Below are 21,902 nucleotides of genomic sequence, written 5' to 3' on the forward strand. Positions count from 1 at the left end.
TTTTGTTATGAGACTTTGAAAGTCAGCCCCTTAAAAGTAAAGTAGGGTAAAAAGCAAAAAGGATCATCATTGCTGATAATCCTTTTTTGCGGACCGGACGGGACTCGAACCCGCGACCTCCGCCGTGACAGGGCGGCATTCTAACCAACTGAACTACCGATCCTTATACCAATTTTCTGTTGGGAGTGCAAATATAGTAGTAGATTTTTTGCTGTCAAAATTTTTTCGTGCTTTTTTTATCTGAAACTAAAAAAAATAGTGGTTCCCGGTCTCATCTAACAACTTCTGACTCAGGTATTGAAAAGGTTAAACTGCTATTTTCAAATAGCGGCCAAAAGGTGATCAGCCCCGGGGACAGATCACGAGTATTGTTCATGAATACCGGCATCTTCAGCATCGCCACAGCGGATCAGATGTATTTTTTCAGATCGCGCTCCACATCGCGTTTTTTGATGCTTTCCCGTTTGTCGTATAATTTTTTTCCTTTTGCAAGACCTATTTCGATCTTGATCAGCTGGTTTTCGTTCCGGTAGATCCTCAGTGGGATCAGGGTATATCCTTTTTCTTTCAGTTTGGATTGTATCTTCTGGATCTCTTTTTTTTGAAGCAGCAGCTTCCGGTCGCGGTCGGGATCATGGTTATTGACCGTACCGTGGGAATAAGGGGAAATGTGCAGGCTCTTCAGCCAGATCTCTCCCTGATGTATGATACAATAGCTGTCGTTAAAACTGGCTTTGCCCTCCCGCAGCGATTTTACCTCGGTTCCAAGCAGCGCTATACCTGCCTGATAGGTAGCATCAATAAAATACTCGTAATAGGCAGAGCGGTTCTTTATGGAGAGTTGATTGGCCAACGGGTCGATCTGTTTAAATAATTAAAATAAAAATGGTTGGGCATTTTTTGTTTGCCCGGCCATGCACCGGTGCACAAGTGTGCGACGCAACGAGGCTGCCAGCTGCACTAAAGCCCGGCCAGCAATTAATTCCGGAAATGGCGGAGAACGGTTGCCAGCTTATGTTTGAGGTCTCTGCGGTGTACAATAAAATCCAGGAACCCATGCTCAAGTAGGAACTCACTTCGCTGAAAACCTTCCGGCAGATCCTTTTTAATGGTCTCCTTGATCACACGGGGACCTGCAAAACCGATGAGAGCGCCCGGCTCGGCGATGTTCAGGTCTCCCAGCATTCCGAAGGAGGCGGTGATGCCACCAAAAGAAGGATCTGTTAAGAAAGAAATATAGGGGAGCTGCGCATCCGTGAGCTGCGATAGCTTGCCACTTGTTTTTGCCAGCTGCATCAGCGAAAAGGCACTTTCCATCATCCGTGCGCCACCGCTTTTACAGATGCACATAAAGGGGAAACGATGCCGGATGCAATGATCCACGGCACGTGCAAATTTTTCACCGGCCACACTTCCGAGCGAGCCACCAATGAACGCAAAGTCCATGGCCGCAACTACCAGGTCTTCTCCCTCTACTTTGCCTACGGCTACCCGCATGGAATCATCCATATCGGTATTGCTCCAAAAATCTTCCAGCCTTTTTTTATAAGGCTTCAGGTCCGTAAAGCCCAGGAAATCCCTGCCGCGGATATTGTCGAACAATTCTGTGTATTCCTGGTTGTCGAACAGGATATCGTAATACTGAAGGCTGCTGATCCGGTGGTGATAGCCACATTTCGGACACACATACAGCTGTTCTTTCAGTTCGGTCTGCGTGGAAATATAATTGCACTCCGGGCACTTTGTCCATAACCCTTCCTGGGTTTCCCGTTTCTCTGATGTCTTGGTAAGAATACCTTTTTTGATTCTTTTGAACCAGCCTGCTTTATCTTTATCCTGACCAGCCCCACTCAGGTCGGCATCAAAATCTTCAATTTCTTTGGACATATTCGGTTTCCTTGTTTATTGTTTTGAAGAACAAATATAAGCATTGTTCATTTTTCCGCAATCCGGGCGGCCCCGGAACCGGGAATGCAGCGGCGAGACGGGTATCGCTCAGACCGTTATCCCGGCTTTTTTTGCCAGCCAGCTGTTTTTGACCGGGATGATCCAGTCATTCTCCAGAGCCGCCTTATTGAGCACCAGGTTATTAAAATAGAGTGTATCGGGTGTAAGGATATCATGCTGCAGGGCATAAGATACCTGCGATAACGGAACCATTTCTATTTTGTCGTTTTTTACAAATGCCAGTCTCTGCCGGTCGAAAAAATCGACTTTAAATGTCTCTCCCAGTTTTTTGATGAACCGTACCGAGCTATCGGTGCTGCACCCGCTTACCTTTACCTGACTTTCATCGGCAATAAGTACCACGAACTGACCGAAAAATAAATGGCCTTCGGCTTTTACTTCGTCGCTGTGACTGACCCAGGCAGTAACAAATTCCCGGATCTGGTCTTCGGCTTCAAATGCTTCCGCAAGGCTGAGCAGCCTGCTGGATTGATAGACCCAGACCCTTGAATGAGGGGAGAAACCGGGGTTGATCAAATGTTTATATGCTAAATTCATTGTATACTTTTAATTATAACGGGCCAAAGGGCCTGTTAGTTTGATTCTGCCAGCTTTTTCAGGGATTGCAGCACCGGGTTCTCTTCCCCCTGGGGCGCCTCCTGAACGGCGCCCGGGCGGTCATCGACCTGCCGGATCTCAAGGTCCGTTTTTCCGTCAGCCGCCGTTAAGCGGTATTCCATAATGAAATAATGTTCCGGTTTGTCTTCCAGATCCGGTCTTGGAGCAAAAAGATTATAACGGATCTCGTGAAAAGGCTGTACCGTCAGCACGGTGCCCCATTGTTCAAAGACCGTACCCTGCCATTCCGTGGTAAAGCGGATCGGGCCGCCCGGTTTCCAGTCTGTCTGCAGCCGGCTGCCGAACTGCCATAGCTTTACCTTTTCGGGTTGGGTAAGGGCATCCCATACGTTCTCGGGTGCAGCGTTGATCGTAATGCGGGAAATATTGACGGGCATAAGGGTCCTCGGTTTATAATTTATTCAATGGAGCCGGCAATGATCTCCGCTATATCCAGCACCTGTACCGTGTCTTCTTTTTCTGCGTTTTTGATGCCATCGGTCATCATAGTGTTACAGAAAGGGCAGGCCGCTGCAATAACAGATGCCCCGGTTTCAATGGCCTCTTTGCTGCGTTCCAGGTTCACTCTTGTCGTGCCTTTTTCCTCTTCCTTGAACATCTGGGCGCCACCGGCTCCGCAACACAGCCCCTTGCTGCGACAGCGTTTCATCTCCACGAGTTCGGCATCCAGCAATTCCAGCACTTTCCGCGGGGCCTCATAAATATCGTTGGCGCGGCCCAGGTAGCAGCTGTCGTGGTAGGTGATCTTTTTTCCTTTGAAGGAACCGCCTTCTTTGAGTTTGATCCTCCCTTCTTCGATCAGTTGCTGTAAAAAGGTGGTATGATGGATGACCTCGTAAGTGCCACCCAGGGGCGGGTATTCATTTTTTAAGGTATTGAAACAATGCGGACAGGCCGTAACGATTTTTTTGATATTATAATTATCCAGTATCTGTATATTCTGATAGGCCATCATCTGGAACATAAATTCATTACCGGCGCGCCGCACGGGGTCGCCGGTACACATTTCCTCCTTGCCAAGGATGGCATATTTGATTCCTGTTTTGTCCAGCATGGCTGCAAAGGCACGGGTGATGCGCTGCGCGCGCTGATCAAAACTACCGGCGCATCCTACCCAAAACAACACTTCGGGCGTTTCGCCCCGGGCAAACAGCTCCGCTACAGTAGTTATACTCATTCTTTTATCATTCAATTATGCACGAAGGTATAAAAAAACCTGTTTATGGGCGGCCGGTTGTTCGCGGCGCGTTGGGGTACCGGCAAACGGGCCGGAGGCCTGATGGCTGCCCGGTGTAAAAAGCGGTGACAGGAGGTTTGAACGTAACGGGAAAAGGATACCCCTTATATTTGCGGATATTTTATTAATGAGTGTAAGGAATTTTTTTAGAAGGATTGCAAGCTGGGAATTGTGGAACTTTAATGTGTTGTATGCGCCCATCAGTCCGGTTTGGCTTTGGTATTGTTTGCGCAGCAGGTCCTTTTGGTTTTTTACACCCAGCAATCCCACCATTGCGTTTGGCGGATTTGAGGGAGAGGGCAAAAAGGAAATGTACGATCAGCTCCCTCCTGAAGTAGTACCGGTAACCATTTATATACGGAATGGGATCCCTTTTGAGCGGGTGCTGTATAAAGTGCGGCTTTCGGGGATACAATATCCCTTTGTGGTGAAACCGGATGTGGGTATGAAGGGCATTTTATTCCGCGTGATCGAAAATGAACAACAGCTCCGGAAATATCATGAACGGATGCCGGTAGAATATATTGCCCAGGAGAAAGTAGATTACCCGGTAGAGGTGAGTGTATTTTATTACCGCTATCCCTGGGAAAAAAAAGGGGTGGTATCGGGCTTTATTCACAAAGAGCTGTTACAGGTAACCGGCGACGGGCAAAGTTCGCTGCAGGCACTTATTGAACAACATCCCCGGGCACGCCACCGGCTTGCAGAGATGGAGCACCGGCATCAGCACCGGTACCACCGTGTGCTTCCGAAGGGAGAGGTGTTTTATTTATCCTATGCGGGAAATCACAACCGTGGCGCCCGGTTTACCAATCTGCATACATCGATCGATGGACAGCTGTTGGATGTATTTGACCGCCTGAGCCATTATAATGAAAGCTTTTATTATGGCCGGTATGATATCAAGACGGCGTCCATTGAGGATCTTAAAGCGGGCCGGCATTTTATGATACTGGAATTTAACGGAGCGGGGGCCGAACCGAATCATATTTATGACTGCGGGATGCGGCTGGGCGCTGCTTACAGGGTCATTCTGCAGCATTGGAAAGCATTGTTTACTATCAGCCGGTATAATAATAAACAGGGAGTGCCTTACTGGTCGTTCCGGCGCGGAAAGAAATTCCTGAAGGCCTCTAAAAAACACTTTAAGATACTGGAACAGTTCGACTAGGCACGGTCAGCTGCCCCGCTGCGCGCCTGTATTTTGTTGTTTGCTTACAAAGCCCGTGCTTTTGGGTTTCTGGGCCGGTTTGGAAGTGCCCATTGCTGCCCCGGATTTTTTGCCCTTATTTTTCTTGTCTTTCTGGTTCTTCTGGTTCAGTAATGACATGGTCGATCGTTTTGGTAAAGATAGGTGCAAACCGCCAGATTGCCAACGGTGCAACCGGGACTGTATGGTCACACAAGCGGGCAGCGGTACAACAAAAATTCTGTGCCCGGCTGCTGCTGCAGGAACCCGATCTTTTCGTACAATTTCTGGGCATTAATATTATCCGTGGCTGTTTCCAACTGCAAAAAATGAGCCCCGTTCTCAATTGCAAAATGCAGGGCCCGCCGGATGAGGGCTTCCCCGATACCATTTTTCCGGTAAACATCCTGAACAAAAAGATCATTCAGGATCCAGTTCTTTATGGTCCTTACAGAAGAGTAGGTGGGGTAAAGTTGTGTAAAACCGACCGGATGCTTTTCACCGGTGATATCCGCAAACGCTGCAAAAATGACGGATTCATTATTGTTTAAGCGTGTTTCCAGGAATTGTTGTGCCCGTTGCAGGTCCGATGCCTGCTTATAAAATACCCGGTACTGGTCGAAAAGCCGCACCACCAGGGCTACTTCGTGCGGGCGGATCTGTCTGATCTCCATTTGATTGTTTCTGATTTTTTATTGCTGCTGATAATGATATCAAAAGTAAGGATTAAATAGGGTGTCCGCCGGCGGATCTTTAATCGGCAAACAATTCTTTTCGCTCCGAGGTGTGCACACTGAAATAACCCAGGGCACCACCGGTGATATTTGATCCAGGATTTCCGGGGTTGGCAGTGCCGCCATCGCCCAGCGCATTTCCTTTTAACTGGTAGAGATAATCATAGGTTTCCTTGGTAATGCATTGCATCTCTACGGTAACCCGGTCGTATTTGTCAACAAATGTAGGCGTTCCCTCATCTGTAAACACATCCAGCAACTCCATGGTCATCTGGTTCCCGTTAAAAAGCCGGTCATTTTCAATAAAGATCGTCGTATTCTCAAAACCATCTACCCAAAGTATAAAACGATAGTAATTACCGGGAGCAGGAGGGTCGCGGAATACTACTGTCGGAATGCGGAGGTTCCGGCCAAGGATCGTGCGGCGTGTAATGAACAATGAATCCATCCTGATTTTTGCAGGCATTACAGACCGGGCTGAAAATTGTTCCGTTTCTGTGCGGATGTGAAGGGTATAGGAGCTGCCGGTACTGGCAGTAAGGTGTCCGCCAAATCTTCCGTTCCCAAGATTGGTTAGAAGTACCGGTGTGCTGTCATCACGGGCTATCGACACCACAGCGCCATCTTTACCCGAATAACTGTTAGGCTCATATATGGCAAGTGTTTCGGAAATAAAAACGATGGCCGTGTCTTTCAGGTCGGAAACGGATGCCTCGATGACCGTTTTACGGGTGCCGTCGTCATCAAAGTCCGGATAAATGACCTTCCTGCAGGAAAACAGGGTCGTCAGTAACAGACAAATGCCGAAAATGTATTTGCAGTTGGTCATCATCAGGGCAACGAAATTAATCTTTTATTTTCTAAAATATTTTTTGTATCTTGGTCCCGGTGTTTTTCATAGGTTAGCAACGGCCAGCTCTTTTCAGGGCCGGCCTTTTTTTATGCAAAGAAACCATGAAGAGTTGCGTTCACGGATTACACGGACTGTTAAGTATGTTAGTGGTGGCATTTCTGTGTGGATCTGTGGCATCAGTGAGCCCTTCTAAAATCGCTAGGGCCACAAAGGCGCGAAGGCACAAAGAATCTATACGGTTATTGCCGGTATTTGTTCCTGAGGATTACACGGACTGTTAAGTATATTAGCGGTGGCATTTCTGTGTGAGTCTGTGGCATCAGTGAGCCCTTTCTAAAATCGCTGGGGCCACAAAGGCACGAAGTCACAAAGAATCACGAAGATTTTTTCTTTGGGTTTTACTGTTCTTATTTATCACGATCCCGACCGCCTGTCTCCGGGCGCTGGAGTTGAACCGCTAAAAAAGCACCAGCTGGTTGCTGCCGGGGGGCGTACCGGAATCAGTTCCGGATACATCAAAATTAGACAGGCCAACACCCAGGAGTCTTACCCGTTTCTGAAAGAAGTCTGTTTTGTCCAGGATCATACGGATGGTATCCAATATGCGCACCTCGTCGTTGAAAGCAGTAAGAAGCGAATGACTGCGGGTATTGATGGTAAAATCATGGAACTTGAACTTTACGGTTACGGTCCGGCCCTTTAGTCCTGCCCGCGTTACACGTTCTGCGAGCCTCCCGGTCAGAATCTCCAGTTCGTGAAGCATGGCTTCTTTTGTAGTAAGATCTTCCTGGTACGTATCCTCCACGCTGATGGATTTTGTTTCCCGGTCCGGTACCACAGGCCGCTCATCGATACCGCGCACGATCTGGTAATAAAATTTACCTGGTTTGCCAAAATGCTGTACGAGTTCGGCTTCGGTAAGCCTTTTGAGGTCAGCGCCGGTATGAAGTCCCATGCTCTTCATTTTTCCCGCCGTTACTTTGCCCACACCAAAGAATTTTTCCACCGGCAGCCTTTCCATAAAGGCTTCTATTTTTGAAGGGCCGATAAAGGTAAGGCCGTCTGGTTTTTCCATGTCGGAAGCGATCTTGGCGACGAATTTATTAACCGAAACCCCTGCAGAAGCCGTCAGCTGTAATTCTTCCCGGATCGACTGCTTGATCTCCCTGGCGATATCGAGTGCCGAACCAATACCCATTTTGTCCTCTGTTACATCAAGAAAGGCTTCGTCCAGCGAAAGCGGTTCTATCTGATCGGTATAACGGTGAAAGATCGCCCGTATCTGTTGGGAGACCATTTTGTAAACCGGGAACCGGGGAGTGATAAACAACGCATCCGGACAAAGCCGCTGCGCCGTTTTGGAGGGCATCGCCGACCGGATACCGTATTTCCGGGCCTCATAACTTGCAGTGGCCACAACACCGCCACGTCCTTCCGGCGAGCCGCCCACTACTATTGGCTTGCCCCTGTATCCGGGAAAATCGCGCTGTTCCACAGAAGCATAGAAAGCGTCCATGTCGATATGGATGATCTTACGTTGCAAGCGGCTTTTAAATGCAAATTAATAAACATTCTGCGGAAAGCTGCAGGTGCCGGCGGCATGTTATTTTTATACGCGTCGTTTTTAATAAAATTAATAAACAAAGTGTTTATTTTGTTTATTAATTATTACCACTTACCTTTGCCGGGACAACACTCTTTTTAAAACAATAAACAGCAGCATTATGAAACATGAACTTCCCGTATTACCTTATGCACCTTCCGCACTTGAACCGTATATTGACACTCTTACAATGGAGATTCATCATGGAAAGCATCATCAGGCCTATGTAGATAACCTCAACAAAGCCATCGCCGGTACGGCGTATGAGAATCATACCCTCGAGCAGCTGGTGGCAGAGGCAGGTGCTATCAGCCCGGCTGTAAGGAACAATGCCGGCGGACACTGGAACCACCGTTTTTTCTGGAATATCCTTTCTCCGTCCGGTGGTGGCGTGCCCGGTGGCGCACTGGCAGCAGCCATTGATACTGCATTTGGTTCTTTCAATGATTTCAAAGACCGGTTCAATGCCGCAGGAGCTGCCCGATTCGGTTCAGGATGGGTATGGCTGATCGTTACTGAAGCCGGTAAACTGGAGATCACTTCCACGCCAAACCAGGATAACCCGCTGATGGATGTGGCGGAAACAAAAGGCCGGCCGGTTATCGGCGCCGATGTATGGGAGCATGCCTATTACCTCAACTATCAGAACAAACGCCCGGATTATCTTGCTGCTTTCTGGAATGTCGTGAACTGGGAAGCTGCAGGAAAATGGTATGCATCCGGGAAATAAGAAAGCAGCATTCTTCCAAAACCTGTATTACGTTCCGGGTGTGATCTGTTCGCTATTGTGTTAGGACTACGTCATTCAACTACCCACCACGAGTAACTGCCGGGTGCCAGGGTGACCGGTAACCGGATCTCGTAGTTCCGGTTGAGCCGGTAATTTTTGGGAGCACCTTCCTTTTCGCGGACCCGTGCTGTGGTATGGAGTCCCGTATAATACAATGGTATGACGAGCTGCTGTTCTATCGGTTTACTGGTGGGGTTGAAGAGCAGCAGCAGTCCTTTTTCTTTTAGCAACGGGTTTACATGCAGCCAGCCGTCCCAATCCCTCCCGTCGGCCCTGCGTACATGAATGATATCCGAATTGAGAATGGACCGGTATTTTTTATACCACCCGATCACTCTGGTTACAAGGGCTTTCGTACGGTCTGTGTCATAGAGACGCGGACCGCGGTAACAGGCCTGTATGCCGGCGCCGTAGTACTGCATCATCAGTTGCTCATAATCGTCCAGGTGTTCGGAAAGCGGCTCCAGCACTGCTTCGGGCCCGCCTCCCTGGTAACGGGTCAGGGGTACGAAACCCCAGCCCATGGAAGGTGTTTTGTCCCAGGTACCGTCGAAGATGTTTTGCCGGTTCAGTATTTTTTGCTGGGCACGGGAGAGGGAGAAGTTCACTTCCCGGTAGCCGAGCGCGATCTTATTGGTGCCGTCAAGAAAATACCAATCCGGGGCATTAATATAGATACCACGGGCATTCAGCCAGTGGTACAGCTCTTTCTGCAGTTCCATTTGCCGCCACTGGCTGTCGTCCAGGTCGCGGTGGCCCGGGTGTTGTGTGGAGGCACAGCGGTCGCCGGGGTAGGGACCGTCATTTTCCCAGATATCAAAACCGGTGGCATTGAAAAACTGTTTTACTTTATCCCGGTAGGCCAGTCCCCACTTACTTCCAAAGCAGGGTGCATTACCAAAAAAAGCACCGCCTGTTTTTCCCGTTTTAGGATTGATCACGTCATCTTCCTCACTGATACGCCGGGAGCTGAAAAGGGAATACACGCCGATCCGGATGCCCTTTTTATGGGCATAGTCTGCCAGTTTTTTGCAGCGGCTGATGTTCCCGGGGGAAACATCTTCCATATTGATATGACTCCCAAAGCTTAGTATCACGGCTTCACAGCCGGTGGCAGCGCATTGATCTACCGCATGGTATACCTCTTCATCTTTTTTGCTGACAAGGTGCATAAAAATGGGATTGGCAGTGATCCAAGGAGCAATGGTGCGGTACATTTTCTGAATGGCCATTCCCCTTCGCTGGCGGTCGTAACTGTCGGTGGCCAGCTCGTAGGTGCGGATGGAGGTGAAGCTTTCATTGGGCCGCAGATCAATCCCGGGGCCATATTCAGGGTAGACCTCCATCAGGCAGGGGGTCTGCAGCTCATAGTTGACCTGCGAAGTGTAGGCGGGATCTGTTTTCCAGTGCAGGGTCTGGTCGCTCAGGTTATAACGCATGGCGTTGTTAAATGCGTAATTGGATTCAATATAAAGACCGGAAGGTTTCTCCATTTGTTCGGGACTGCCCACAACCGCGCTTTGCTCTTCCACCATTCCCAGGATCTCATTTACCACACGGCCAAGACGGAAAGTCCGGCCGGACCTGTTTTCGATACTGAGCCATTTGGCGATCAGCGGCAGGCCATCATAGAGCTCATAATGCACGGTCACCTTCAGACCCCGGAGCGGAACGAGCGGCGAATGATAGGTAAAGCTTAGCAGCTTCCCTGTGGCCGGTTTCGTGTTGGTAGCCCAGCTCTTGGTCTGCGGCGCAAGATAGGGTGGGAGGTCAGTGACCTTATATTCTGTAAAAACAAAATCGCTGTCGTTCTTCTTAAATGAATCGACCCATTCCGGAAGCAGGTAAGCCTGCTCCTGTTGCCCGTAAAGCCCCCCGATGTTATAAGGGAGGCCGTCAATGCTGATCCGGGCTTCGGGCTTTACTGAGCGCAGCAGCTGTTGTCCGGTTATCCTGTTTTTATAATCGATACATGCAAGATTGGGCCGAAGGCGGAACCGCCGCTGAACAAGGCCGTTGCTTAACAGAAGCTCTTTTTTATCAGCGCTGCTGTAAACTCCGGCCCTGGCCGTAACGGGGGTGACCAGCCAGTCGCCGGATACAGCGGGGAGCGTTGTTTCAGAAGGCAGGGGCAGCATCTGCTGGGTTACTCCCTTGTGACTATAAAAAAGGAACATTAAAAGAATGGCAAGACGGATCATGTATAAAAATTATCGTACTAAGATAAGGCAGCAGCGTTGACTGACATGATACGCGGAATAGTTTATTTTGATAAATGGTGATGGTTGATTGTCCGTTTTAAGGAACCGGTGGCTGTCCGGGTTCAAAAATACCGGTTTGCCGGTATTGATACAGCGACGAACAGTGTCTTGTTTTGTGTTTTATTGGACCCTGGTCGTCCGGCCGGTTGCCTGTAAGCGCCCTGTGCCGGCTACCGGGTCTGCTTTTTGAAACAACTATTATCTTAAATTTATTGACCTGATACAAAAACCACAATTTATATGCAACGCAGAAAATTTCTTCAATCGTCGCTTGCTGTTACTGCAGGTATGACATTAGCCGTGAACCAGGCGGACGCAGGTGGCCGGTCTTCCGCACAAAAAGAGGTGTACGAATGGCGGGAATATGAAATGCGCTTCGGTTCCGATCAGGGACAACTGGAAGATTATTTTAAGACGGCGCTGATCCCCGCATTGAATCAATACGGGGTGAAAAAGGTCGGTGTCTTCAGGGAATGGAGCCCTTCGGAACCCGCCAGGATCTATTTGCTGGTGCCTTATGCATCGCTTGATCACTACCTTTCTGCGAATACAAAAATAAAAACGGACGCAGGGTATATAAAGAACAGCGCGGCATACGACAGCATACCGGCTGACAAACCCGTATACAACCGGTTTGGCTCTTCCCTGATGATCGCTTTTGATGGCTTTCCTGCAATGGTGGCACCCCCCGGCGGATCGCGGATCTTTGAATTAAGGACTTATGAGGGATATAGTGAAGACGCGGTACGGAGAAAAATTAAAATGTTTCATGACGGGGAATTTCCCATTTTTAACCGGGCGAAACTGAACCCGGTGTTCTGTGGTGAAGTGATTGCCGGTGACAGGCAGCCCCGCCTTACTTATATGATCACCTGCAACAATATGGAGGAACGGAACAAAGGATGGTCCGCCTTCATCAGCGATCCTGCGTGGAAAAAGCTGGTAGCGGACCCTCAATATGCCAATACGATTTCCAAGATCAGCAATACTTTTTTGATTCCCACAGCTTATTCGCAGGTCTAAGATACCGCCATCTTGCTTTAACCGGCTATTTGGCGAACAGGACCGGCTTATGTTCTTTTACCTGCTGCAATTTTTTTATATGCTCCTCCCGGAATGCTTTTGGAGACATCCCGGTATTGTTTTTAAAGAACCCGGAAAGAGAGGAGATGCCGGTAAAGTTAAGATCATACGCGATCGCCTTTATCGACTTGATAGGATTGATCAGCTGGTGTTTGATCTCAAGAATGACCTCGCTATGAATGATAGCAGACGCCGTATTGCCATAATACTGCTTGCAGAGAATGGTAAGATAGTTGGGTGACAAGAACAGCTTGTCTGCATAGAACCTGACGGACCGTTCTTCTTTAAAGTGGAGCATCACGAGGTCCATAAACCGGATGATGATGGGCGGGATCGCTAATCGGTCTTCTGCCGGAAAAGTGGTATATATCTCCCTGCTGACCATTAATGATATGATAAAAAGCCGGTAATTAATGATCTCCAGCAAGCCTCTTTGGATGCTTAGTTCGTCCCCGATGCTTTTCAGTTCATGTACAAGTTTATAAAAGGTGTCCCGGGGCAAATCCACCACGGGATTTTGCTTATAATAGTAGTAAGGATATTTTAATAAATTGCTGAAGACCTCGAATAATTTCCTTGATAACAGGATCTCATGCACAAGAGTATCGCCGTCCAGTGACCAGTGATGGATCTGCTCGGGGAAATAGAGATGCATTTGCAGGGGGGCTATATTGTAACCGACGCCATCAATAGTATTGATACCTGCACCATTTTCAAACAGCATCAGCACAAAATAATCGTGCCTGGTGGGAAAATGACACTGATAGTTATCGCCTTTCATCTCCAGGTAAATAACATCCGTATATCGGTTCAAAAATTGCTGTATTTCCGAAAAGTTCAAACTGGGATACTCTTTTGTTTGCTCCATCTGTTTATTTGATCAGGTATAAAATAGCGCTGTTTGTCCTGCAAGGACTGCAATAAATACCGCGAAAGAAGAAACGCTTTTTTTGCTATGATGCACGGGCACAAGTTATCTATTTGACGGAGCTTTGTCTTTCTTAAAAAGAAGTAATACTTATATGGATCATTCCAATATTTATTTAAATTATAACTTATGGTTTCCTGCTAGTGCTGAAGTTGTTCCTGCCTTAAATTTAATCGGTCCGATGTTATTTTAAAATACATCGATTAAATTCCTTTATCAGTTAAATAGGGACTGATAAGGCTATCTGTATTTCTTGTCAGGGTTTATATAACTATAATTTTCCCCGTTCTTCTATAAACCCCTGGAAAGCTATAATATTCAAAACTTTTTTAAGAATATTTGAAAGTTGCATGAAGCCTCGTTAAGTATCTTGCCGGCATATTTGGCAATAACTTTTAATCTTACAATCCTTCCAAATGATAGTCAGGAACATGCTGCTGGTGTTTGCCTTACTGGTCAGTATAATCAGCGTTGCGCAACGGGATAAGCTGCATTTCTTATCCGGCAAATATGAATGGGCTTTGAGAGCCGCAAATCAGAAGATGCTGGCGCCCGGTAATAATACTACCTACGGGTATGAGCTCTTTGAGCTGGATAATGCAACCGGAGCTGTAAGCGGTTCCAATGCCTATAATAAAATACCTGATGAATATGCTTCCGGGTTAGATCAGGCTATTGGCGTAAACACGGCCAATTATCTCTATTACATCGGTGCCAATGAAAACTATAATGCATACAATATCTATTCGGCGAACACGACCGGAGGGTATCAGCCGGGCACTAACCGGCTGGTTGCAGCAAATCTTGGAACCTATACTTCAGACGGGGCGGCTATGGCTGTGGACAGATCTGATAAAGCATGGTTTATTACCAACACCGGGGAAGAAGATGCTGATTATAATATTATAGGATTCAGTGCTCAGGCCTATTCATTTCAAACCAATGGAAGCGGAGATCTCGCCGACTTCGCTTCAAATGGGAAAATACAGGCAGGGGATCTTCCTTACACTACTATCCAGGACATTTGTTTTGATAATAACGACAATATGTACTTGCTGGTTGCCAACGGCAGCCCCTATGTTGGATATTCCTATGCAACACCTCCCGACGAGGTGACGTATTATATTTACAGGCTGACGGCAGCACAGATCGCTGATTTAGCAGCAGGCTCAGACGTCACTATGCAGCGGCTCTGGCAAATTACCCGCGCTGATGGAACGCCCATAACAGGCTCAATCAATGGAACTCCGCAGAACCCCACCTATCCTGCCGGTCAATCCGTGCTTGGCGGACTGGCAATAACCGCCACAGGCCGGCTACTGGTGTCGGCCGCAGAATCACCGGACGAAAATACCTTTGCACAATATGTTTGGGAGTTGGCTCCAGGCGGCAATAATACCGTTATCAGTAACACCAGCACTACAGATGTACAAACTACCGGTGCTGGTGATCAATGGGGTTTTTATGCTTCGGATTTAGCCACCAATATTTTTGATGTGGCACTGCCGGTCAAATTTGGTAAAATTGCCGGCCGGTTCCTGAGGAATCGTCTTGAGCTAAACTGGGTTTCGGAAACTGAAACCGGTAATGATTATTTTGAAGTGCAGGTCTCCCGTAATGGCACCGATTTCCGGGCAATTGGAGACAGAGTCAGATCGAAAGCACCTGATGGCACATCAGGAGCGGCTTTAAACTACGATTTTATCTATGAAATGAAAGAGCAACCGGATGTTGCGGGATGGTATTTCTGGGGGTCGGGCTTGTTCATGCTGCTGCTCGCATTGTCTTTTTGTTTGCAACCTCAAAAAAGACGGGGTAACCTGTTTCTGCCGGGGATGGTTATTCTCCTGGCCACCATTGGAATCAGCTGCCAAAAAAAGGCAGACAGCGAACTGGAGCAAAATTCCGGTAACAGGTATTACATACGTATTGCCCAGGTGGATAAAGACGGGAAGAAAGCATTTTCGAAGGTGATTTCCATACAAAAAGAAAGCGAATAAAAAGTGATTGACAGAGGAAGCCCCGCGGTCTTTATTATAATAGTTCTGTTTAGATGAATGTTGCAAAACGGGTTTTCAAATATCAGGATGCTGGCCCATGCATTTCTTCTATGTGTGGTGATTATCGATTTCTCCTGTCATGTAAAAAGTACGGCCCCAAGCCAGGAAGTTATCAGAAGAGAGGGTCTTTGTTTAAAAATACGAAACCCGGCAGCTTTGGATACCTTTCTGCTCGGCAGGCTGGTGACCACTTTTTTCGGCCGGTATCCTAAATTTTGCGAACAATTCAATCCCAATGCTCCTAAAACAATAACCTTAATTTTTATAAACGATACAAAAGAATCAGGCCCGGGCAGCTCCATACGAAGTGTGATTTATTTGTATCCCTGTCAGTTGCAGGGCAACCCTGATCAGTTACCCGAAACGTTTTGTCATGAATTAATGCACCAGGTACTTCCTTATAAGAACAATGTTGAAAAATGGTTGATTGAAGGAATGGCTGATTATGGAAATTATTACTATGGAACAACTTCGCCGCAATGGCATAGAGATAGTTTTAATAATACTCCCCGAAACGATATATCATGGCAAAGCGGTTACCAGCATACAGCAAAATTCTTAATGTGGTTAGACACAAAGTTCCCCGGTTTTACCCTTTCGCTTCATAAAGCCTGCTTACAGGGGACCTATAAAAAGCAAAAATATTTTATTGATAAAACGGACAAAACAATGGAACAGTTATGGGCGCTGTATAGAAAAAGTAATTTTAAGATTGGTGCCGCCGATTAGATCAAGCCTTTTGCAGGAGAGGGGACGGATGGTCTATATTTCGGATTGTAAAAGCTGATCTCCATGTTGCGGCAATATGTTCCGTTTGTGAGAAGATGGGTACAATATCTTTCTTGTTTTTAATAAAAAGGCATTTCTTATTGTGCCTGGCAACGTTGCGTTGCTTTAACTCTATGCGAAAAACGGACTGACCGGGAAATGATCCGACAGGTTAAGTGTAAAATAAAACCCGATTTAAGAAATTGATTGACAGTTGAATGAACTCAAGGAGCTTTTTTTCAGATAATGAACTAGAACTGCTCATTTGGATTAAAGGTCTTTAGCATCTCAAAGAGTTTAGCCGATTTTTTTCATTTAGTAAATTGGGTTTAAATGATAAACACAGAAGTTTGATAGTGTCCTCAAGTCTTAAACTCGGTGAATACCATAACCAGACCGCCAGGCGTAAACCAATCAAATAATTCAGCACTCAAAAATTGAGATATTTTCAAGATAGATTAAATTTGTAAAGTCGGCGGGTGATACTGTCGTGAAACCATTTAAAAAATAGTATACAATGGCCAGCACTCAAAAACTAAAATTTAAAACCACCTTATTGCAGTCGGGTAAAACAGCAACGGGAATAAAAATCCCGGATGCGATAATAGAAAAATTAGGTGGTGGGAAAAAGCCTTTGGTAAAAGTTACGATTAATAATTTTACTTACCGCAGTGCCGTAGCTGTAATGGGAGGCGCTTATATGGTAGGTGTTAATGCTGAAAATCGTGAGGCCGCGAAAATAAAAGGTGGTGATAAGATTGATGTAACTATTGAATTGGATACGGAAGAAAGAACGGTGGATGTGCCTGTTGAGCTGCAAAAAATGCTCAATAAAAATGCAGCTGCAAAAAAGACTTTTGAAGCGCTTTCGAATAGCAGGAAAAAAGCGCTGGTTGCGCCTATCGTAAATGCTAAAACCGATGAAACGAGGGATAGAAATGTAAAAAAAGCGTTTTCCGCTTTAACGGTAGTTTAAAACCAATCATTGAAAATTCGGATATCTTCAAAAAGTATGTACTGATGTTGAAAACGTAGGAACCGAGGTAAAGAAAACGGCCACAAAAATTAAACTATTTGATTTTAAAATATAGGGTTCCGCATTTTTGAAATGTGCATTGACATACTCTTCTAGTAATTCTAGATCGGGAATTTTATCACTTTCTTCATTTTTGACATACACAAAATTTGCGGGCAAATTACTATACTGAGGAAATGTTTTACAAAACGCCGTTAGAGCATGTGTAGATTCCTGAGAACCGTCATAAGCTCCGATAATCTGTTCAAAATTTGTTGCTTTTTCCGGAACTGACAATACAGGGCAGTCCGCCCAACGAAGTAACTCCAGCATATACTCATTGGGTTGCTGTGCGTCAATATTATTGCAAAGCATTTTCTGACTGATGATCATAAGATCGGCAAATCTGGTTTCTTTTCTCCAAAAAACCTTGTTCCAGGAGGTGCCCATCTCTTCTTTTACAATATGCTGGATGTTATTCGTTTTGCATTGATTGACAAAACGCTCAATAACTTGGGATGGAATACCCTTTTCGGCATCTCGCAACTCATTATTATTCTCTAATGCGTAGCTTGCATAGATTAGTTCGCTTATCTCAACGGTTGAGAAGAAAATGCCTTTTACTAATAAGGGTTCATATTGCTGAATTTGCTTAATAAACTCAAAAGCTTCGTGCGAATAATTGTCGCCATCACAAACAAAAAGTATCTTTTTCACCGTGTTGTTATTATTGGGTTTTTATGCTTAGGAATTGTTTAAAATTACTTTCAATGCCTTTTGAGATGCAGCATGTTCAAACGTATCATATGCCTTTATGATATCGTCTAATTTGAAGTAATGCGTAATAAGCTTTTTGGCATCAATTTTTTTTGCGTTTACCGTTTTTAGTAGCATAGGCGTTGTGACAGTGTCAACGAGCCTGGTTGTGATGGTGATATTTCTGGACCACAATTTTTCCAGGTGTAAATCTACACTTTTCCCATGCACCCCGATATTGGCAATGACCCCTCCCGGCGCAATAATGGATTGACAAAGTTCAAATGTAGCCGGTATCCCAACTGCTTCAATAGCTGTGTCCACACCGATGTTTGAAGTAAGGGTCATAACCTGTGCTACTCCGTTTCCCTGCCGGTTGTTAATAATGTGAGTAGCGCCGAACTGCCTGGCAATAGCCAGCCGGTTATCATCGGGGTCAATCATAATAATTTCAGACGGCGTATAAAATTGGGCTGTAAGAAGGGCGGCCAATCCTATAGGGCCAGCACCTACAATAGCTATAATACTGCCAGGTTGTACTTTTCCATTTAAAACGCCACATTCAAATCCCGTTGGTAATATGTCACTTAACATTACCAGGGCGTCTTCATCGCTTCCTTCGGTAATTGGATAGAGACTGGAATCGGCATAAGGAATTCTAACATACTCTGCCTGGGTTCCATCAATTAAATGTCCCAATATCCACCCGCCATTTATGCAATGAGAATACATGCCTCTTTTACAGTAGCTGCATTTGCTGCAAGAAGTTATGCATGAAATTAAGACCCGGTCACCTTGTTTAAAATTAGTGACTGCTCCACCGATTTCTTCAATGACGCCAACACCCTCATGCCCGAGTATGCGTCCTTTAGTCACCTCAGGTACGTCGCCCTTTAAAATATGGAGGTCAGTACCACAAATGGTGGTCTTTGTTATGCGCACAATTACATCTGTTGGCTCGAGAATAACAGGTTTTGGTTTTTCTTCCCATGATTTATCTCCGGGACCCTGATAAACTAATGCTTTCATTTTAATATGTTTTCTTGCAATCTAATGAGGTTTGAGTGTACAAGTCTATGATAATGGTTAACAGGGGCAGTGATTACTGTCATCTTTATTATAGGACTTTTTGCTGGAAGCTGGATTTTCTTATGATACGGTTGAAATGGTTGGCTTATGCCGACGAAATGTTTTTGATGGCCGTTAGCGGCGGAAGTGATGATCATCATTGATTTTGCAGTGTGCAAGGAAATACATTTGGAGAATAATCGCAATTATGTTTAAAGTATTAGTTGCTTCTGAAGGTGCGACGATCAGTCCGACGGTTTTTGAGTTTATTAAGCAAATGAACCGAAATACTCCCGTTTTGCTTTCCGGTTTGTTTTTGCCAAAATTACATTTTATTGATCTGTTGTCTGCTGGTTCTTCCGTAAGGGAGGAACTGTTGTATGATGAAAAAATGCATTGGGAATTAGTTACAATCGTTTATGAGTTTATAAATTTTTGCAAATGCAATAATATCAATTATACACTCTATTCGGATAGCGGCCAATTTGAGCTGCCAGAATTGCAACGTGAAACCCGATTCGCGGATCTGCTCATTATTGGCGAAGAGCTATTGAAGAGTGGTAACACAGACAGTCGGCCTGGAAAATACCTGGAAAAGCTCCTCCAAGATTGTGAGTGTCCGGTGGTTGTAATTCCTGAAAAGTATACTGCTCCGACTAAGAATATTATTGCTTTTGATGGGAGCGAAGCTGCTGTTCTTGCGTTGAAACAGTTTTCACATCTATTGCCTGGATTTGCAGCAAATGAGACATTGTTTGTCGCCGTTTCCAATGATAGCGTGAGAGACGATTCAATACTTAAAGAAGGGCAGTTAACTGAGGTAGCAAACAGTCATTATCCATTTTATAGGATGGAGCCGGAGATTGGGAATATGCTGGAGTATTTTTCCGGGGAAAAGAGTTCAGAGAAAGCGATGATTGTTGCCGCAACTTGTACAGCGCTTCCCTGCTTTGGAGCGCCTATGTTTATAACTGGCTATTAAGTGATAGGTCTCAAGGTTTTAAAAATAGTAATTATGAAAAAAGTAATATTTATGACAGATGCGTGCTCTTTAGATTGTAATGCCCTGGACTTCGCCTGTTTTATTGCAGGCAACGCAAAGGCTTCACTAAAGGGCTTGTTTTTCGAAGACGCTGATTATGTTGATGATGCTGTATTATCTGATTTAAGTCCTTCTCCATGTGGGGATATCCTGGGAGAACCGGATACCGTGGGTTTCGAAACCAGTACCGAAATTCAGGCACTTAATATTCAGCGGTTTAAAGATTTCTGTGCAAAAAGGAATATAACGTGCACCGTTCGCTGTTTGGGGAAGGCAGATTTAGATAATGCTTTGATAGAGAGCCGGTTTGCCGATCTCATTGTTGCCGGAGGAAAAATGTCCTTTCCTGATGAGAAAAACCGCTTCCCATCTCCCTTTTTAAGGGGAGTACTACAAAAAGCCGAATGTCCGATAATCATTTCATCTGAGCGGATCAGGTATGTTGAAGAGATCATTTTAGCGTATGATGGTTCTGCATCATCGGTATTTGCAATCCGGCAATTTGCGTACCTATTATCTTTTTTTGACAGCAAGCGCATTATTGTAGTTCAGGTTGGAGATGTTTCGGAAGTATCCTATAAGCAACAGATTAGTGAATTACTAAAAGGATACTATTCGCAAATAGGATATGAGGTTTTACATGGAGAAGACCCTGCGTTTGAGTTGTTTAATTTTTTGAAAAAAAGGGATCATTGTTTTATTGTTATGGGGGCCTACGGCCGCGCCTATTTATCTCAATTATTTAAGGACAGTACAGCAACACCTCTGATACAATTATTGAAGCAGCCTGTTTTTATTACACATTGCTAAAAGGATATTTTGGGATGGTCACGTTTTTTGAGATGACAAAGGTAAATTGATCTGGTGATCTGAGTCATTCCGTGGCAGTGTATCAGAAAATAGATTTGTATTTATAAGGATCATTTTTAATACAGAATTAAATGAACAGCTATTAAAAGTATCATTTCTCACTCTAAGAGATTAATAAATTTTTAGAAATCAATATTTTTTAAATATGAAAACTATTATTGCCGCCACGAACTTCTCCAAGGCCGCCAATCATGCGGTTGCTTTTGCAGCGGATGTGGCCTGTTTACTAAAAGGCCGCCTGGTTATTTTTAATGTCGTCGATATTCTGCCGGTAACTACCGACGCACAGGTTCCCATAGATTTCTATGAGGTAGCGGAAGAAGAGGCAGATAAATCCTTGTCAGAATTGGCATTGGAAATGAAGAAGCGGACAAATAACGAGATTGAAATTAAAGCCCTTTATAAAGTAGGAACAGTGGCAACTCAGCTGGATACTTTGTGTGATGAAGAAGATCCACTGGCTATTTTTATTGCTTCTGAGTTTGTTACGGTGTTTGAGCGGTTGTTGTGGGGCTCACATGCTATTCCCATTGCAAAACATAGTTCCTTCCCGGTTATTGTTGTGCCGGCGAATGCAATGATGAAGGATTTTAAAAAGATGGGTATTGCGATCGACCTGGAGCATAGAAGTCACATTCAATGGCAGTTTTTACGGGACTGGTTAAAATTATTTAATGCTGAAGTGGATATAGTAGCGGTGTCACCCGCTGCAGAATTGACTTCCAGGGGGGTACCACTTACAATTGATACACAAGAGCAGCTGGGGAGCTACAAAGTGAGCTATCATTTTGTAGCCAATAATGATGTTGAGGACGGTATCAGGGAATATGTTACAAAAAATACTCCTGATTTGCTGGTAATGTTTGTTCAGAAACATGGAATTCTTCATAAAAGTATAACAAAGTCATTTATCTTATTGCCTCCGGTGCCTGTCATGTTTATTTCCCAGGAAGTAAAGTGAAAATTGATAAAGCATTATGGCAAAGTTTTGCAGAGCAACCGGTTGTCTGGATGCGCCATTTTGGGTAGATTATTCCTCCGACTAAGGTTTTGATTTAG

22 protein-coding genes and 1 tRNA gene are annotated in these 21,902 nt (G+C 45.3%); 9 read left to right on the forward strand and 14 right to left on the reverse strand.

Annotated features, from left to right (window positions below; translation table 11 throughout):
• Positions 1-89: 89 nt before the first annotated feature.
• The 6 genes from K7B07_RS21955 to K7B07_RS21980 all read right to left on the reverse strand — a co-directional run bounded on the left by K7B07_RS21955 (position 90) and on the right by K7B07_RS21980 (position 3,763).
• Positions 90-163 (reverse strand) — tRNA-Asp (locus tag K7B07_RS21955).
• Between the two features lie 246 nt (positions 164-409).
• The gene (gene smpB, locus K7B07_RS21960; protein ID WP_223712686.1) at positions 410-853 is read right to left on the reverse strand and encodes an SsrA-binding protein SmpB; all 444 of its coding nucleotides are present in this window, start codon (positions 851-853) and stop codon (positions 410-412) included.
• Positions 854-978: 125 nt separating this feature from the next.
• A complete protein-coding gene (accD, locus tag K7B07_RS21965; protein ID WP_223712687.1) occupies positions 979-1,887 on the reverse strand; it encodes an acetyl-CoA carboxylase, carboxyltransferase subunit beta in 909 nt (302 codons plus the stop codon).
• 108 nt (positions 1,888-1,995) lie between these two features.
• On the reverse strand, positions 1,996-2,505 hold the full coding sequence (locus K7B07_RS21970; protein ID WP_223712688.1) for a hypothetical protein: 510 nt from the start codon (positions 2,503-2,505) through the stop codon (positions 1,996-1,998).
• Between the two features lie 35 nt (positions 2,506-2,540).
• Positions 2,541-2,963, reverse strand: coding sequence for an SRPBCC family protein (locus K7B07_RS21975; protein ID WP_223712689.1), 423 nt, complete (start codon positions 2,961-2,963; stop codon positions 2,541-2,543).
• Positions 2,964-2,983: 20 nt separating this feature from the next.
• The gene (locus K7B07_RS21980; RefSeq protein WP_223712690.1) at positions 2,984-3,763 is read right to left on the reverse strand and encodes a (Fe-S)-binding protein; all 780 of its coding nucleotides are present in this window, start codon (positions 3,761-3,763) and stop codon (positions 2,984-2,986) included.
• Between the two features lie 187 nt (positions 3,764-3,950).
• On the opposite strand from K7B07_RS21980, the gene K7B07_RS21985 reads away from it, so the two are divergent.
• Positions 3,951-4,994, forward strand: coding sequence for a hypothetical protein (locus K7B07_RS21985; RefSeq protein WP_223712691.1), 1,044 nt, complete (start codon positions 3,951-3,953; stop codon positions 4,992-4,994).
• Between the two features lie 6 nt (positions 4,995-5,000).
• Here the strand turns inward: K7B07_RS21985 and K7B07_RS21990 are convergent, their stop codons facing one another.
• The 4 genes from K7B07_RS21990 to dinB all read right to left on the reverse strand — a co-directional run bounded on the left by K7B07_RS21990 (position 5,001) and on the right by dinB (position 8,142).
• Entirely contained in the window at positions 5,001-5,153 is a 153-nt protein-coding gene (locus tag K7B07_RS21990) for a hypothetical protein (protein WP_223712692.1), read from the reverse strand.
• A 68-nt stretch (positions 5,154-5,221) separates the two neighbouring features.
• Entirely contained in the window at positions 5,222-5,686 is a 465-nt protein-coding gene (locus K7B07_RS21995; protein WP_223712693.1) for a GNAT family N-acetyltransferase, read from the reverse strand.
• A gap of 79 nt (positions 5,687-5,765) precedes the next feature.
• Positions 5,766-6,578, reverse strand: a complete 813-nt coding sequence (locus tag K7B07_RS22000; protein WP_223712694.1) for a DUF4249 domain-containing protein — start codon at positions 6,576-6,578, stop codon at positions 5,766-5,768.
• Between the two features lie 478 nt (positions 6,579-7,056).
• The gene (gene dinB / locus K7B07_RS22005; protein ID WP_223712695.1) at positions 7,057-8,142 is read right to left on the reverse strand and encodes a DNA polymerase IV; all 1,086 of its coding nucleotides are present in this window, start codon (positions 8,140-8,142) and stop codon (positions 7,057-7,059) included.
• Positions 8,143-8,323: 181 nt separating this feature from the next.
• Between dinB and K7B07_RS22010 the strand changes: the two genes are divergently transcribed.
• The gene (locus tag K7B07_RS22010; protein WP_223712696.1) at positions 8,324-8,932 is read left to right on the forward strand and encodes a superoxide dismutase; all 609 of its coding nucleotides are present in this window, start codon (positions 8,324-8,326) and stop codon (positions 8,930-8,932) included.
• 71 nt (positions 8,933-9,003) lie between these two features.
• Here K7B07_RS22010 and K7B07_RS22015 read toward each other — a convergent pair whose 3' ends face one another.
• On the reverse strand, positions 9,004-11,193 hold the full coding sequence (locus tag K7B07_RS22015) for an alpha-galactosidase (protein ID WP_223712697.1): 2,190 nt from the start codon (positions 11,191-11,193) through the stop codon (positions 9,004-9,006).
• Between the two features lie 300 nt (positions 11,194-11,493).
• On the opposite strand from K7B07_RS22015, the gene K7B07_RS22020 reads away from it, so the two are divergent.
• The gene (locus K7B07_RS22020; protein ID WP_223712698.1) at positions 11,494-12,276 is read left to right on the forward strand and encodes an NIPSNAP family protein; all 783 of its coding nucleotides are present in this window, start codon (positions 11,494-11,496) and stop codon (positions 12,274-12,276) included.
• A gap of 25 nt (positions 12,277-12,301) precedes the next feature.
• Here the strand turns inward: K7B07_RS22020 and K7B07_RS22025 are convergent, their stop codons facing one another.
• Complete coding sequence (locus K7B07_RS22025; RefSeq protein ID WP_223712699.1) at positions 12,302-13,204, reverse strand: helix-turn-helix domain-containing protein; 903 nt, start codon at positions 13,202-13,204, stop codon at positions 12,302-12,304.
• Between the two features lie 476 nt (positions 13,205-13,680).
• Here K7B07_RS22025 and K7B07_RS22030 point away from each other — a divergent pair, with 476 nt between their 5' ends.
• The 3 genes from K7B07_RS22030 (at position 13,681) to K7B07_RS22040 (ending at position 17,068) form a co-directional block, all read left to right on the forward strand.
• A complete protein-coding gene (locus K7B07_RS22030) occupies positions 13,681-15,264 on the forward strand; it encodes a hypothetical protein (protein WP_223712700.1) in 1,584 nt (527 codons plus the stop codon).
• A 393-nt stretch (positions 15,265-15,657) separates the two neighbouring features.
• Positions 15,658-16,053, forward strand: coding sequence for a basic secretory protein-like protein (locus K7B07_RS22035; protein ID WP_223712701.1), 396 nt, complete (start codon positions 15,658-15,660; stop codon positions 16,051-16,053).
• Between the two features lie 556 nt (positions 16,054-16,609).
• Positions 16,610-17,068, forward strand: a complete 459-nt coding sequence (locus K7B07_RS22040) for a YdeI/OmpD-associated family protein (protein WP_223712702.1) — start codon at positions 16,610-16,612, stop codon at positions 17,066-17,068.
• 27 nt (positions 17,069-17,095) lie between these two features.
• Here the strand turns inward: K7B07_RS22040 and K7B07_RS22045 are convergent, their stop codons facing one another.
• A complete protein-coding gene (locus K7B07_RS22045; RefSeq protein ID WP_223712703.1) occupies positions 17,096-17,824 on the reverse strand; it encodes a universal stress protein in 729 nt (242 codons plus the stop codon).
• Positions 17,825-17,851: 27 nt separating this feature from the next.
• The gene (locus K7B07_RS22050) at positions 17,852-18,892 is read right to left on the reverse strand and encodes a zinc-dependent alcohol dehydrogenase family protein (RefSeq protein WP_223712704.1); all 1,041 of its coding nucleotides are present in this window, start codon (positions 18,890-18,892) and stop codon (positions 17,852-17,854) included.
• A gap of 247 nt (positions 18,893-19,139) precedes the next feature.
• Here K7B07_RS22050 and K7B07_RS22055 point away from each other — a divergent pair, with 247 nt between their 5' ends.
• From K7B07_RS22055 to K7B07_RS22065, 3 genes are all read left to right on the forward strand, one after another.
• On the forward strand, positions 19,140-19,913 hold the full coding sequence (locus K7B07_RS22055) for a hypothetical protein (protein ID WP_223712705.1): 774 nt from the start codon (positions 19,140-19,142) through the stop codon (positions 19,911-19,913).
• A 33-nt stretch (positions 19,914-19,946) separates the two neighbouring features.
• A complete protein-coding gene (locus K7B07_RS22060; RefSeq protein ID WP_223712706.1) occupies positions 19,947-20,783 on the forward strand; it encodes a universal stress protein in 837 nt (278 codons plus the stop codon).
• Positions 20,784-20,988: 205 nt separating this feature from the next.
• Positions 20,989-21,804 (forward strand): universal stress protein, encoded by an 816-nt coding sequence (locus K7B07_RS22065; RefSeq protein ID WP_223712707.1) that lies wholly within the window; start codon positions 20,989-20,991, stop codon positions 21,802-21,804.
• Positions 21,805-21,902 lie beyond the last annotated feature (98 nt).

This window comes from Niabella beijingensis, from assembly GCF_020034665.1.
GTDB lineage: Bacteria > Bacteroidota > Bacteroidia > Chitinophagales > Chitinophagaceae > Niabella > Niabella beijingensis.

What these genes read in the sequence shown, in the direction of transcription:
- accD (WP_223712687.1), bottom strand. Translation starts at nt 1,887, where the DNA reads ATGTCCAAAGAAATTGAAGATTTTGATGCCGACCTGAGTGGGGCTGGT.
- K7B07_RS21970 (WP_223712688.1), bottom strand. Translation starts at nt 2,505, where the DNA reads ATGAATTTAGCATATAAACATTTGATCAACCCCGGTTTCTCCCCTCAT.
- K7B07_RS21975 (WP_223712689.1), bottom strand. Translation starts at nt 2,963, where the DNA reads ATGCCCGTCAATATTTCCCGCATTACGATCAACGCTGCACCCGAGAAC.
- K7B07_RS21980 (WP_223712690.1), bottom strand. Translation starts at nt 3,763, where the DNA reads ATGAGTATAACTACTGTAGCGGAGCTGTTTGCCCGGGGCGAAACGCCC.
- K7B07_RS21985 (WP_223712691.1), top strand. Translation starts at nt 3,951, where the DNA reads ATGAGTGTAAGGAATTTTTTTAGAAGGATTGCAAGCTGGGAATTGTGG.
- K7B07_RS21990 (WP_223712692.1), bottom strand. Translation starts at nt 5,153, where the DNA reads ATGTCATTACTGAACCAGAAGAACCAGAAAGACAAGAAAAATAAGGGC.
- K7B07_RS21995 (WP_223712693.1), bottom strand. Translation starts at nt 5,686, where the DNA reads ATGGAGATCAGACAGATCCGCCCGCACGAAGTAGCCCTGGTGGTGCGG.
- K7B07_RS22000 (WP_223712694.1), bottom strand. Translation starts at nt 6,578, where the DNA reads ATGATGACCAACTGCAAATACATTTTCGGCATTTGTCTGTTACTGACG.
- K7B07_RS22010 (WP_223712696.1), top strand. Translation starts at nt 8,324, where the DNA reads ATGAAACATGAACTTCCCGTATTACCTTATGCACCTTCCGCACTTGAA.
- K7B07_RS22015 (WP_223712697.1), bottom strand. Translation starts at nt 11,193, where the DNA reads ATGATCCGTCTTGCCATTCTTTTAATGTTCCTTTTTTATAGTCACAAG.
- K7B07_RS22020 (WP_223712698.1), top strand. Translation starts at nt 11,494, where the DNA reads ATGCAACGCAGAAAATTTCTTCAATCGTCGCTTGCTGTTACTGCAGGT.
- K7B07_RS22025 (WP_223712699.1), bottom strand. Translation starts at nt 13,204, where the DNA reads ATGGAGCAAACAAAAGAGTATCCCAGTTTGAACTTTTCGGAAATACAG.
- K7B07_RS22030 (WP_223712700.1), top strand. Translation starts at nt 13,681, where the DNA reads ATGATAGTCAGGAACATGCTGCTGGTGTTTGCCTTACTGGTCAGTATA.
- K7B07_RS22040 (WP_223712702.1), top strand. Translation starts at nt 16,610, where the DNA reads ATGGCCAGCACTCAAAAACTAAAATTTAAAACCACCTTATTGCAGTCG.
- K7B07_RS22050 (WP_223712704.1), bottom strand. Translation starts at nt 18,892, where the DNA reads ATGAAAGCATTAGTTTATCAGGGTCCCGGAGATAAATCATGGGAAGAA.
- K7B07_RS22055 (WP_223712705.1), top strand. Translation starts at nt 19,140, where the DNA reads ATGTTTAAAGTATTAGTTGCTTCTGAAGGTGCGACGATCAGTCCGACG.
- K7B07_RS22060 (WP_223712706.1), top strand. Translation starts at nt 19,947, where the DNA reads ATGAAAAAAGTAATATTTATGACAGATGCGTGCTCTTTAGATTGTAAT.
- K7B07_RS22065 (WP_223712707.1), top strand. Translation starts at nt 20,989, where the DNA reads ATGAAAACTATTATTGCCGCCACGAACTTCTCCAAGGCCGCCAATCAT.